Raw genomic sequence first — 12,357 nt, 5'->3', positions numbered from 1 at the left:
GCGGGGGCTCGGGGGAAGCTTCGGTGCTTACGTCGGCTCGAGGCCGTGGCTGCGCAGCCAGGCCAGCGGGTCGACCGCCGAACCGCCGCCCGGCCGCACCTCGAAGTGCAGGTGCGGGCCGGTCGAGTTGCCGGAGTTGCCGGAGAGCGCGATCGGGTCGCCGGCCTTGACGGTCGTACCGGAGGCGACCTGGTAGCTGGAGAGGTGGCAGTACCAGGTCTCCGTGCCGTCCATCGCCGTCACGATCATCATGTTGCCGTACGCGCTGTTGTACTCCGTACGGACGGTGCCGTCGGTCGCGGCCATCACGGTCGAGCCGTACGAGACCGGGAAGTCGATGCCGGTGTGCACGGACATCCAGTTGATGCCGGCCTGGCCGTAGTAGGCGCTGAGCCCGTGCTGTGCGACCGGCAGGGCGTACTTGGGACGCAGCCGTTCCTTGCGGGCTGCCTCCGCCGCCGCCCTCTTCTTCTCGGCCTCCTGCTGCGCCTTGAGGTCGATGCGCTCCTGGGTACGGCTGGCCCGGTCGGCGAAGTCGTCGGCCTCCGCGGTGAGGCTCTCGAGCTGGGTGTCCAACTGGTTGTTGGCAGCGGACGGCTTCACCGCCGGGGCGTCCGCCGCGGTCGTCGACGCGTCCTGGTCGTCGCCGCCGAGGTTGCCGACGGAGGCGGCGGCGATGCCCGCCACGCCCATGACACACGCCGAGGGCACGGCGACGGTCAGCAGTGCGGATCGCTTCGCGGGCGTACGGCGACGGGAGCGGGCCCCGCTGCGGGAGGCCGCCCGCGAGACCGGGGCCGGGGTGACCTCCTCCTGGTCGTCGAGGAGGGACGGGGTCGTGGTGGGCATCTCGCCGGTCACGCCCGACTCGCCGTCACCCGCGTTCGGTTCGTCGTAGTCGACGTGCTCGAAGGTGGCGGTCGCCTGCTGGTCGAAGGGCTCGGCGTGCGAGCCGAAGTTCTCGGCGTGGTGCTCGTAGGACTCGGCCTGCTGCGGAAAGGGTTCGGCGTGCTGCTCGTAGGCGTCGGCCGTGGTGCCGTCGGAGTTCCACTGCGTGGCGTCGTACGCGCCGGAGTCGAAGGTCTGCGTGCCCCATTCCCACTGGTGGGTCTGGTCGGCGGGGCTGCCGGGCTGCTGCTCCGGCTGGAGCCATGCACTCGCGTCCCACTGGCCGCTGGCGTCGGGCGCTCCCGCCTGCTGCGGGATGAGAGGGAGCTGCTGGTGGCCGGTGGTCCAGGCGGTTGTGTCGTAGGCGCCGGTGTCGTAGGCGGCGTGATGCTGGGCCGCGTACGGGTCGTAGTGGAGGGTCTGGTGGCTGCCGGTGGACCACTGTGTGGCGTCGTACGCGCCGGTGTCGTGACCACTGCCCGTGAGGTCACCGAAGAGGGGGTCGGTCTCGAACGTCGTGGTGGTGGCCGCGGTGGCGTGGCTGCCGGTGTCAAATCCGTTGGCGGTGTAGGCGCCGTATGTGGTGAGGTCGCCGTACTGGGCTTCCTGCGTGCCGTACGGCGCGTAGGACGCCGAGGCGGCTTCGGAAGCCGGAGCCGGGGTGGTCATGGTCCCCGACGGGTGACGGTCGTTCACCAACTTCTCTTTCGCCTCGACAACAGGGGCTGGCAGAGCAGTGCGGCGACTGTACCCGGCGGTACGCGGGCACGACAATCTTCGGCAGGTTTCGCGCGCGCAGGAAACGGGCAATCGGCCGTGTTTCGGGGGACTGCGGGCACGGGTTTGGGTTTGTGTTCGAAGAATGTTCGAGGTGGTGCCGGCCGGCCACGGTCGTGTTGTCAGGCCACGGTGAGGTCGTCGGAGTGTGCTGCAGGCCCGCTTCCCTGCGGGGTGGTGTCGTAGGCGCCGTCCAGGGCCTGCCGTATTCCGGCCGCCACGGCCGGGTGCACGGGCAGAGCCAGATGGCCGATCCCGCTCACCCGCACGTTCTGCGCCAGCAGGTCGGGGTGGTCGACGCAGGCGGACTCCAGCGGATCCATCAGGTGGTCGAGGTCGCTCCAGAAGCTGACGAAGTGCGTACGGCAACCGGGTGTCGGGCCGGCCAGTTCCTCGATGACGGCTGAGCCGGGGCGCATCTGGCGCACTATGGGGTGCGCGTTCGCCAAGGGGGCCACTCGGGTGCCGGAGTGCGGGGTGCCGAGCGTGACCAGGATCCGGACGCGGGTGTCGCCGCCGAGCAGCTGGACGTAGTAGCGCGCTATCAGTCCGCCGAGGCTGTGCCCGACGATGTCGACCTGCGTGCTGCCCGTGCGCTCGCAGATCTCCTCTATGTGCCGGCCGAGCAGCTTGGCCGCCGTACGGATGTCGCAGGTCAGGGGGGAGTAGTTCAGTGACTCGATGTGCTGCCTGCCGTGCTGGGCGAGGGAACGGCGCAGCAGGACGAAGACGGAGCGGTTGTCGATGAAACCGTGCAGGAGGACCACCGGGGGTTTGGCCTGCGTCGGCAGGCGCGCCGCGCCGTCCTGGGAGGGGACCAGGGCGGGCGGCGTCCGGCGCTCCTGAATGATGCCGGAGGGGTAGAGGAGGAGGTGGCCCGCGAGGATCGCGACCTCGAGGGCGGCCGCCTTCAGGATGGCCAGTGAGAGCCCCGCCAGGCTGTTCGGGAGCAGGCGATGGCAGAGCGGTTGAAAGGGCAGCAGTGCCCTGGTGACCTGCGTGACCTTCATGGCCGACCTCCTGTCGGCACGCGGAGGACGGCTCTGTCCCCCGTGTGCGCCCGTGCGAGCCGCGACGGAGGTGGTGACGGGGCGCGAGTGGGGTTGTTCCGGCGGGTGAGTGGGGCCGGCCCCGGTATGGCGTATGTGGTGCCATTGGGGATGGGGTGGGGGGCCTGCCCTACGTGCCCTGTCTGCTTGTCGTGCCCTTCGTTTCCGGTCGATGCGCTGCACCCCACGACGCGCGGCCTGCGGCGTGGAGGTACGGCGACCTCGTTGCGGCTCTCTTTGCGCGTGTTCCCCTCCACGCCCCCTGGTCCGCGTGGGTGCGCGGGGGTGGCCGCGGAGACTTGGAACACTGCGCGGCGAATATGTCCCACTGTGTGATTTCCCCCTCGGTCTGCATCGCGAAACTGCCGGTTGCGGGATGCTGGAGATAACGTTCGTTCACTTCCCCGGTGGTTGCGGGGTGGGTGGCCTTGTCCTGGTGGGCACCGTTCTGTGCGGTACTTGTCGATAGTGGCCGGTACTTGTCGGTACGGGTGGATGTAATTCGCTTCTTGGAGGCAGTGATGGGTGTGGCAGCCGGTCCGATCCGCGTGGTGGTGGCCAAGCCGGGACTCGACGGCCACGATCGGGGGGCGAAGGTGATCGCACGGGCGCTGCGGGATGCCGGTATGGAGGTCATCTACACGGGCCTCCACCAGACGCCCGAGCAGATCGTCGACACCGCGATCCAGGAGGACGCGGACGCGATCGGGCTGTCCATCCTCTCCGGGGCGCACAACACGCTCTTCTCAGCCGTGATCGACCTGCTCAAGGAGCGCGACGCGGAGGACATCCTGGTGTTCGGCGGCGGGATCATCCCCGAGGGGGACATCCCTGCGTTGAAGGAGAAGGGCGTCGCGGAGATCTTCACGCCGGGGGCCACGACCGCGTCGATCGTGGACTGGGTACGGGCGAACGTACGGCAGACGACGGGGGCGTAGGCCCGGGGCGGACGTGGGTGGCGTTCGCGTTGGTTGTGTGGCCCGGGTTTGGGCGGTGGTCTGTTGGTGCGGACCGGGTCTGGACGGTGGGCCGTTGGTGTGGTGTGTGTCCGGGCGTGGTCTGTTGGCGTGGGCCGGGTCCGGACGGTGGGCCGTTGGTGTGGTGTGTGTCCGGGCGTGGGCCGTTGGTGTGGCTCGGTTTCGGCGGTGGGCCGTTGGAGTGACGGTGTTCGGGTGATGGGCCGTTGGAGTGGCTCGTGGCCGGACAGCGGTCCGTTTTGGGGGTGTGTCCGGGCGCCGGCCTGTTTGCGGGTGCGGATCCGGATGGCGGCCGGTCCGCCGCTCAGGCAAGGCCCCGCAGCCCCTCCTCCTGTTCCGCTCCCAGTTCCTCGGCCATGGCGGCACGCAAACGCAGCGTGGTGACCAGGCGCTGGAAGGCCTCGGCCCAGTAGCTGCCGGCTCCTGGTGACGCGTTCTCGGGTTCGTCCGGTACCGCCAGCAGCCCGTCGAGGCGGTTGGCCTCGGAGGGGGACAGACAGCGTTCGGCCAGGCCCATCACTCCGCTGAAACTCCATGGATAACTCCCGGCGTCCCGCGCGATGTTGAGCGCGTCGACGACCGCGCGCCCGAGTTGCGGCGCCCATGGCACGTCGCACACGCCCAGCAGTTGAAACGCCTCGGACAGACCGTGCGTCGCGATGAAGCCGGCCACCCACTCGGCGCGTTCGTCGGTGCCCAGCGTGCTCAGCAGCTTGGCCCGCTCGGCCAGGGACACCGCCCCCGGGCCGCCGGCCTCGGGTGCCCCGGGCACCCCCAGGAGGGCCCGCGACCAGTCGGCGTTCCGCTGTCTTACCGCCGCCCGGCACCAGGCGGCGTGGAGTTCGCCCTGCCAGTCGTCCGTGACCGGCAGAGCGACGATCTCCTCGGGCGCCCGGCCGCCGAGCCGGCCCGGCCACGTTTCGAGCGGCGTCGCCTCGACCAACTGGCCGAACCACCAGGACCGTTCACCCCGTCCTGCCGGCGCCTTGGCGACGACCCCGTCCCGCTCCATGCCCGCGTCGCACTCGTGCGGCGCCTCGACGGTGATCGTCGGGGTGTCCCGCGTGTGGTCGACGGCCACGCAGGCACCGGCCCGCACCGCCATGCGTGCGGCCAGCGCCGAGCCGGGCAGCGCCGACAGCAACTCCGCCGCCGTCGCCCGGACGTTGCGGCTGCGGTCGGACAGGGCCTGTTCCAGGAACGCCTCGTCCTCGTCGCCGAGATTCGTACGCAGTGAGTCGAGAAACATCAGCCGGTCCTCGGCCCGCTCCGTCGCCCAGGTTGTCGCGAGCAGCTCCCGTGCGGTGCCGGGTTCATGGGCGCGTATGGCTGCCAGGAGGGCCACGCGTTCGGCGAACAGGCCCTCCTGCCACAGCTGTTGCACCTTGTCCGTGTCGTCGAGGTGCGGCAGCGACGTGCCTCCGCCCGGTGTCGCGCGCAGCGCGAATCGCCAGTCCGGGTTGAGCCGGGCGAGCCACAGGGCACGTGGGCCGGCGAAGGCCAGCGCCGCCGGCCGCAGATCCGTACGGCCCCGGGCCGCGTCCAGCAGGGCGGGCAGGGCCTCCGGGGGTGCCGCGAAACCGCGGGCGTTCGCCGTCGCGAGCCACTGGGGCAGCAGCTCCATGAGGTCCGGTGCGGTGCCTCTGCGTCCGCCGCCCGCGGTGCCGGGACGGTCGGCCAGCAGCATCGCGAGCCTGTGGGCCGCCGGTGCGGGCAGCGGAGGGCGCGGATCCTCGAGGGCCGGTGCCGGGCGCTGGGCCGGCCGCGCGGGGCGCAGTCCGGCTCGCCGGCGTACGGTCTCCATGGCCGCGGCGTCCAGCAGCGCCACGGGCGCCTCCCGGCCGGGTGCGGCGCCGGGTGGCGTACGCCGGTCCGTGCCGAGCAGTGCGGTGGTGACGAGCTCCTCCCAGACGCCCGACGTGGGCGAATCCACAGGAGCGGAAGTCCTGTTCACAAGGGTCCTTTCAAGGGTGGATGCCGTGCGGTGGTTCGGAGAGGGTCAGTTCGGAGCGGGCGCCGTCACGGGGGGCCGTTTCCCCTGGAACCGGGTCGGAGGCGTCGAGAGGCCGCGACTCAGCACAGCTGGACCGCCTCGCCCGCGCCCGCCGGCCAGGCCGTCAGTGGGGTGAAGCCCTGGTGGCCGCACTCGCCGAAGACCTTGACAGGGGCGCCGCCGGACAGGGCCACAAGCCGCCAGAGACCGGAGCGGGAGCGGGCGGTGGGCGTGAGCGGCAGTGCCGCGTTCTCGTCGGCGTCCGCCAGTTGCCATGAGTCGCCGTCCGGGGTCGGTATGACCCGGTCCAGCGTCACCGGGACCGAGTCGAGCCACGGGTCGGCGTGGAGGGCGTCGCCGTAGCGGACCACCGCCTGTGTCGTCGTCACTCCTGGTGGACGTATCGAGGTGGACGTGGGCGCCGCGAACCGTTCCCCCAGGGCGGCGCGCTGCCGGCTCCCGCCCGGGTAGGCGGACACCTCCGCCTCCAGGGTCAGCCCCACCGGCAGTGCGAGCTCGGGGGCCCGGCCGGCGGCGCCGTAGGAGAGAAGGAGAGCGGTGCGGTCGGATTCGGCGCCGTACAGCCAGATCCGGCGGGTCGTCAGACGGGCGTCCGCCCTGTCGTACTGGGCCAGGACCAGCCAGCGGTCGCGCACCGGCGGGCCGTCCGCCGAGGCGGGCAGACCGATGCGGGAACGGACCGTCGCCGCCAGTCCCTCGGGCAGCCCGTCGCGACGCAGCCAGCCCTGGTCGAGGAGATGGAGCAGCGCGCACTCCTCCAGCAGCCGCACCGGCCAGCCGGGACCGGACGCCGGGATCGCACCCAACTCCCTTACACGACCGGCAAGTCCGGGAGCCTGGGCGTCGACCATACGGGCCGCCGTCTCCTCCCACAGCCCGTACCCCGCCTGCTCCGCCGCGGCCAGCCCTCCGCGCAGCAGGTCCGTCAGACGCTGCTCCAGCTCGGTCGCCCCCGCTGTGATCCGCTCGGCCCGGCGCTCCGCCCGGCGCCGCGCCGCCTCCGGATCAGCGGAGCCGGACGGGGAACCGCCCGCGCCCGCCGCTCGTTTCTCCGCAGCACGCTGCCTTCTCCCCGCTGTCCACTGCTCGGCCCAGTCCGGCGCCTTGCCCGGTGGCACCGCGCCGTCGCCGCCGGCCCAGAGCAGCAGCAGCCCCAGCGCGTGTTTGCACGGGAACTTGCGGCTCGGGCAACTGCACTTGTACGCGGGACCGGACGCGTCCGCGATGTCGATGACCGTCTGATACGGCTTGCTGCCGCTGCCTTTGCACAGCCCCCACAGCGTCCCCTCGTCAGAACTGCCTGCCTCGGACCACGGCCCCGCCGCACCGAGTTTGCTTCCCGCTTTGCGCGATGCTGCGTCCGGCGCCAGTGCCAGCACCTGATCCGCAGTCCAGCGCACCCCCTGCTGAGTCATGGCATCGAAGGTAGATCCCCCCACTGACAATCGGCCTCGCGAGCGCGGTCGCCAGCACGTTTTCGCAGGTCAGATCGCATTGTCAGTGGTGTGGTGCACCGTGGATGCCAGAACCGAACCGGCCGAGCTGGAGGGGGACTCAGCCATGCCTGTGTCCGTAGAACCGACGTCCGTCGACCCGAGCCAGAACGGGTCCGCGCCCGCGAACACGGGCGTGGAGACACCTACAACCGCGAGCGCGGGCGCGCGCACATCCGCGCCCGCGGCAGAAGCGCTGCGCCCGCACGCCGAGGACGCCTTCGCGGACGAACTCGCCGCGCTGGCCGCGCAGGACGACCGGCCGCGGCCGACCCGCTGGAAACTGTCGCCGTGGGCCGTCGCGACGTACCTGCTCGGCGGCACCCTGCCCGACGGCACGGTCATCACACCGAAGTACGTGGGCCCGCGCCGCATCATCGAGGTCGCCGTCACCACGCTCGCCACCGACCGCGCCCTGCTCCTGCTCGGCGTGCCCGGCACCGCGAAGACCTGGGTGTCCGAGCATCTGGCCGCAGCGGTCAGCGGTGACTCGACCCTGCTGGTGCAGGGCACCGCCGGCACGCCGGAGGAAGCGATCCGGTACGGGTGGAACTACGCGCAGCTGCTTGCCCACGGTCCGAGCCGGGACGCGCTGGTGCCCAGCCCCGTCATGCGGGCCATGGCCGAGGGGATGACCGCACGCGTCGAGGAGCTGACCCGTATCCCGGCCGATGTGCAGGACACGCTCATCACGATCCTGTCGGAGAAGACACTGCCGATACCGGAGCTGGGCCAGGAGGTGCAGGCGGTCCGCGGCTTCAACCTGATCGCCACGGCCAACGACCGCGACCGAGGGGTCAACGACCTCTCCAGCGCACTGCGTCGGCGCTTCAACACCGTGGTGCTGCCGCTGCCGGAGAGCGTCGAGGCCGAGGTCGACATCGTCTCGCGCCGCGTCGACCAGATCGGCCGCTCCCTCGATCTGCCCGCCGTGCCTGACGGCGTCGACGAGATCCGTCGTGTGGTGACGGTCTTCCGGGAGCTGCGCGACGGTGTCACGTCCGACGGCCGTACGAAGGTGAAGTCGCCCAGCGGCACGCTGTCCACCGCCGAGGCCATCTCCGTCGTCACCAACGGCCTTGCGCTGGCGGCGCACTTCGGCGACGGCGTGCTGCGACCGAGCGACGTCGCCGCGGGCATCCTCGGCGCCGTCGTCCGCGATCCGGCGGCCGACCGGGTCGTCTGGCAGGAGTACCTGGAGGCGGTCGTCCGTGAGCGGGACGGCTGGAAGGACTTCTACCGGGCCTGCCGGGAGGTGAGCGCGTGAGCGACAACCGGTGGGATTTCGCACAGGGAAGTTCGACGGCGGGCGGATCGACGGAGGCGACGGGGGACGTCCGGGCAGCGGTCGACGACGACCTGGGGTGGCCTCGCAGGCGAGGGGGACGGCGTGACAGGCGTTGAGAGGGCAGGAAGCAGGCGGCCCGGGGACGAGCCGCTGCTGCTCGGCGTGCGGCATCACGGGCCGGGTTCGGCGCGGGCCGTGCGGGCGGCGCTGGACGCGGCCCGGCCGCAGGTGGTGCTGGTCGAGGGCCCGCCCGAGGCGGACACACTGATCCCGCTGGCCGCCGACGAGGACATGCGCCCACCGGTCGCCCTCCTCGCCCACGCCGTGGACGATCCCGGCCGTTCGGCCTTCTGGCCGCTGGCCGAGTTCTCGCCGGAGTGGGTGGCGATCCGGTGGGCCCTGGAGCACGAGGTGCCGGCTCGCTTCATCGATCTTCCGGCCACGCACACGCTGGTGTGGGGCAGGGAGACGGTGACGAATCCCGAGGGGGAGGCGGAGGCCACCGACGTCGCGGAAGCGGAGGCGAACGATGCGGATGCCGGGGGCGCTGCCGTACCGGAGGCGGACGAGGCGGATGCCGGCGACGCCGCCGAACCGGAGATGACCGAGACGGACGTTCGGGTCGATCCGCTCGCCGTGCTTGCCGAGGCCGCAGGTTATGACGATCCCGAGCGCTGGTGGGAGGACGTCGTCGAGCACCGGGGGTTGGGCGAGAGGGATGCGTTCGCTCCGTTCGGCGTGCTCGAGGAGGCCATGGGCGCCTTGCGGGAGACGTACGGGAGCGGCGGGCACGAGCGGGATCTCGTGCGGGAGGCGTACATGCGGCTCCAGGTGCGGGCCGCGCAGCGGGAGTTCGGGGGTGGCGTGGCGGTCGTGTGCGGGGCGTGGCACGTGCCCGCCCTGCGGCAGAAGGCCACCGTCGCCGCCGACCGGGCTCTGGTGAAGGGGCTGCCCAAGGTCAAGGCCGACATGACCTGGGTGCCGTGGACGTACCGTCGGCTGGCCCGGGCGAGCGGATACGGCGCGGGCATCGACTCGCCGGGATGGTACGGGCATCTGTTCGCGGCGCCGGACCGCCCGGTGGAGCGGTGGATGACCAAGGTGGCGGGGCTGCTGCGTGCGGAGGACAGGATCGTCTCCTCGGCGCATGTCATCGAGGCGGTGCGGCTGGCCGAGACGCTCGCGGCGATGCGCGGGCGTCCGCTGGCCGGCCTCGGCGAGACCACCGACGCCGTGCGTGCCGTGATGTGTGAGGGCTCGGACGTGCCGCTGGCGCTGGTGCACGACCGGCTGGTCGTGGGGGACGTACTGGGGGAGGTGCCGGAGGCGGCGCCTGCGGTGCCGTTGCAACGCGACCTCGCCCGGCTCCAGCGGCGGCTGCGGCTCAAACCGGAGGCGCTGGAGCGGGAGCTGGAGCTCGACCTGCGCAAGGAGACCGACGCCGGGCGCAGTCGGTTGCTGCACCGGCTGCGGCTGCTCGGCGTCGCCTGGGGCGAGCCGACCGTGTCGCGCGGCAGCACCGGGACCTTCCGGGAGACGTGGCGGCTGCGCTGGGAGCCGGAGCTGTCCGTGCGGGTCGCCGAGGCCGGGGTGTGGGGGACGACCGTGCTCGCCGCGGCGAGCGCCAAGGCGGAGGCCGACGCGACCGCGGCACAGGGCCTCGCCGAGGTCACCGGGCTCGCCGAGCGCTGTCTGCTGGCCGAACTGCCCGACGCTCTCCCGGCGGTGATGCGGATCCTCGCCGACCGAGCGGCGCTCGACACGGATGTCGGCCACCTCGCCCAGGCGCTGCCGGCCCTGGTCCGCTCGCTGCGCTACGGCGATGTGCGCGGCACCGACACCGGAGCGCTGACCGAGGTCGCCGCCGGCCTCGCCGAGCGGATCTTCGTCGGCCTGCCCCCGGCCTGTGCCGCTCTCGACGCGGACGCGGCCCAGGAGATGCGGGGCCATGTGGACGCGGTGCACACCGCCGTGGGGCTGCTCGGCGAGGCCGGCACACCGGAACACGGTGGCCTGCGCGGACGCTGGCATGCGGTGTTGCGGGTCCTGTCCGCTCGGGACACCGTGCCCGACGTCGTCCAGGGGCGCACGGTGCGGCTGCTGCTGGACGACGGGGAGCTGGCCCAGGAGGAGGCGGCGCGGCTCATGGGGCTGGCGCTCTCCCCGGGGACGGCGCCGGCGGATGCGGCCGCGTGGATCGAGGGCTTCGTCGGCGGAGGCGGCGGGGGCGGGATGCTGCTCGTCCACGACGAGCGGCTGCTCGGACTGGTCGACGGCTGGCTGACCCGAGTGCCGGCGGAGGCGTTCACGGACGTGCTGCCCCTGCTGCGGCGCACCTTCTCGGCGTACGAACCGGGGGTGCGCAGAACGCTCGGCGAGCTGGTGCGGCGCGGGCCGGGACAGCGGGGGAGCACGCAGGCGGCGGGAGCGGGCATACCCGGGTTCGGGCCCGGTCTCGACGCCGAACGCGCCACAGCAGTGGAGCCGCTGGTGCGGCTGCTGTTGGGGCTGGACGGGTCGGGAGCAGACGAAAGCGCCGGCCTGGTGGAGGTGGCGGGATGAGCAGGAGCATCGGCGGACGCAGGACGAGTCGAACGGCCGCACCGGTGGACCGGGCGGGGGAGCGTGTGGGGGAGGAGGACGTATGACGAGGGAGTCCACGGCCGTGGCCGAGTCGGACGACGCCGCCCGGGAGCGGTTGCGGCGCTGGCGGCTGGTGCTGGGGGGTGAGGCGGCGGACGGTACGGGGTGTGCGCTCGGCGGGCGGGACGCCGCGATGGACGGGGCGCTCGCCGCGCTCTACGGAAAGGGGGACAAACCGCAGACGGGGAAGGACCGTTCGGCGGGGCTCGGGGCGTCGGCGCCGTCCGTGGCCCGCTGGCTCGGGGACATCCGTACGTACTTCCCGTCGTCCGTCGTGCAGGTCATGCAGCGCGACGCCATCGACCGGCTCGGGCTGTCCGCCCTGCTGCTGGAGCCGGAGATGCTGGAGGCCGTGGAGGCGGACGTGCATCTCGTCGGCACGCTGCTGTCGCTGAACAAGGCGATGCCGGAGACGACGAAGGAGACGGCACGAGCCGTTGTGCGCAAGGTCGTCGAGGACCTGGAGAAGCGGCTCGCCACCCGCACTCGGGCCACCCTCACCGGCGCCCTCGACCGCAGCGCCCGCATCAACCGGCCACGCCACCACGACATCGACTGGAACCGCACGATCGCGGCCAACCTCAAGCACTACCTCCCGGAGTACCGGACGATCGTGCCGGAGCGGCTCATCGGCTACGGGCGAGCATCCCAGTCGGTGAAGAAGGAGGTCATCCTCTGCATCGACCAGTCGGGGTCGATGGCGGCGTCCGTCGTGTACGCGTCCGTGTTCGGGGCGGTGCTGGCGTCCATGCGGTCGATCAGCACGCGGCTCGTCGTCTTCGACACGGCGGTCGTCGACCTCACCGACCAGCTCGACGACCCGGTCGACGTCCTCTTCGGCACCCAACTCGGCGGCGGCACCGACATCAACCGGGCGCTGGCGTACTGCCAGTCGCAGATCACCCGGCCCGCGGAGACGGTGGTCGTGCTGATCAGCGACCTCTACGAAGGGGGGATACGGAACGAGATGCTCAAGCGGGTGGCGGCGATGAAGGCGTCGGGGGTGCAGTTCGTGACGCTGCTCGCGTTGTCGGACGAGGGGGCGCCCGCCTACGACCGGGAGCACGCGTCCGCGCTGGCAGGGCTCGGCGCGCCGGCGTTCGCCTGTACGCCGGACCTGTTCCCGGAAGTGATGGCGGCAGCCATCGAGAAGCGTCCGCTTCCGATACCGGACACCGCATGACGACCGGGGAGCACCGGGTGAGTTCGCCTCGAAAGGGGATATGAC

At 72.1% G+C, this 12,357-nt stretch carries 8 protein-coding genes; 4 read left to right on the top strand and 4 right to left on the bottom strand.

What is annotated here, in order from left to right; translation table 11 throughout:
- Positions 1-27: 27 nt before the first annotated feature.
- Together ACFV7R_RS15485 and ACFV7R_RS15480 are read right to left on the bottom strand one after the other, a co-directional pair.
- Entirely contained in the window at positions 28-1,584 is a 1,557-nt protein-coding gene (locus ACFV7R_RS15485; protein ID WP_385263768.1) for a M23 family metallopeptidase, read from the bottom strand.
- 203 nt (positions 1,585-1,787) lie between these two features.
- The gene (locus tag ACFV7R_RS15480; RefSeq protein ID WP_385263766.1) at positions 1,788-2,675 is read right to left on the bottom strand and encodes an esterase/lipase family protein; all 888 of its coding nucleotides are present in this window, start codon (positions 2,673-2,675) and stop codon (positions 1,788-1,790) included.
- A 560-nt stretch (positions 2,676-3,235) separates the two neighbouring features.
- Between ACFV7R_RS15480 and ACFV7R_RS15475 the strand changes: the two genes are divergently transcribed.
- Complete coding sequence (locus ACFV7R_RS15475) at positions 3,236-3,652, top strand: cobalamin B12-binding domain-containing protein (protein WP_224735418.1); 417 nt, start codon at positions 3,236-3,238, stop codon at positions 3,650-3,652.
- A 343-nt stretch (positions 3,653-3,995) separates the two neighbouring features.
- Here ACFV7R_RS15475 and ACFV7R_RS15470 read toward each other — a convergent pair whose 3' ends face one another.
- Both ACFV7R_RS15470 and ACFV7R_RS15465 read right to left on the bottom strand, forming a co-directional pair.
- Entirely contained in the window at positions 3,996-5,645 is a 1,650-nt protein-coding gene (locus ACFV7R_RS15470; RefSeq protein WP_385263764.1) for a DUF5691 domain-containing protein, read from the bottom strand.
- A gap of 119 nt (positions 5,646-5,764) precedes the next feature.
- Positions 5,765-7,120 (bottom strand): SWIM zinc finger family protein, encoded by a 1,356-nt coding sequence (locus ACFV7R_RS15465; RefSeq protein ID WP_385263762.1) that lies wholly within the window; start codon positions 7,118-7,120, stop codon positions 5,765-5,767.
- Between the two features lie 145 nt (positions 7,121-7,265).
- Here ACFV7R_RS15465 and ACFV7R_RS15460 point away from each other — a divergent pair, with 145 nt between their 5' ends.
- The 3 genes from ACFV7R_RS15460 (at position 7,266) to ACFV7R_RS15450 (ending at position 12,312) form a co-directional block, all read left to right on the top strand.
- Positions 7,266-8,465, top strand: coding sequence for an AAA family ATPase (locus ACFV7R_RS15460; protein WP_385263761.1), 1,200 nt, complete (start codon positions 7,266-7,268; stop codon positions 8,463-8,465).
- Positions 8,466-8,588: 123 nt separating this feature from the next.
- Entirely contained in the window at positions 8,589-11,048 is a 2,460-nt protein-coding gene (locus ACFV7R_RS15455; RefSeq protein ID WP_385263760.1) for a DUF5682 family protein, read from the top strand.
- A gap of 82 nt (positions 11,049-11,130) precedes the next feature.
- Entirely contained in the window at positions 11,131-12,312 is a 1,182-nt protein-coding gene (locus ACFV7R_RS15450) for a vWA domain-containing protein (protein WP_385263758.1), read from the top strand.
- Positions 12,313-12,357 lie beyond the last annotated feature (45 nt).

Origin of the sequence: Streptomyces sp. NPDC059866 (genome assembly GCF_042731325.1) — a bacterium.
Classification (GTDB): domain Bacteria; phylum Actinomycetota; class Actinomycetes; order Streptomycetales; family Streptomycetaceae; genus Streptomyces; species Streptomyces flavusporus.
This window is presented reverse-complemented; position numbering and strand designations above follow the sequence as displayed.

Coding starts and splice junctions, on each gene's coding strand:
- ACFV7R_RS15475 (WP_224735418.1), top strand. CDS start 3,236: ATGGGTGTGGCAGCCGGTCCGATCCGCGTGGTGGTGGCCAAGCCGGGA.
- ACFV7R_RS15450 (WP_385263758.1), top strand. CDS start 11,131: ATGACGAGGGAGTCCACGGCCGTGGCCGAGTCGGACGACGCCGCCCGG.
- ACFV7R_RS15460 (WP_385263761.1), top strand. CDS start 7,266: ATGCCTGTGTCCGTAGAACCGACGTCCGTCGACCCGAGCCAGAACGGG.
- ACFV7R_RS15465 (WP_385263762.1), bottom strand. CDS start 7,120: ATGACTCAGCAGGGGGTGCGCTGGACTGCGGATCAGGTGCTGGCACTG.
- ACFV7R_RS15480 (WP_385263766.1), bottom strand. CDS start 2,675: ATGAAGGTCACGCAGGTCACCAGGGCACTGCTGCCCTTTCAACCGCTC.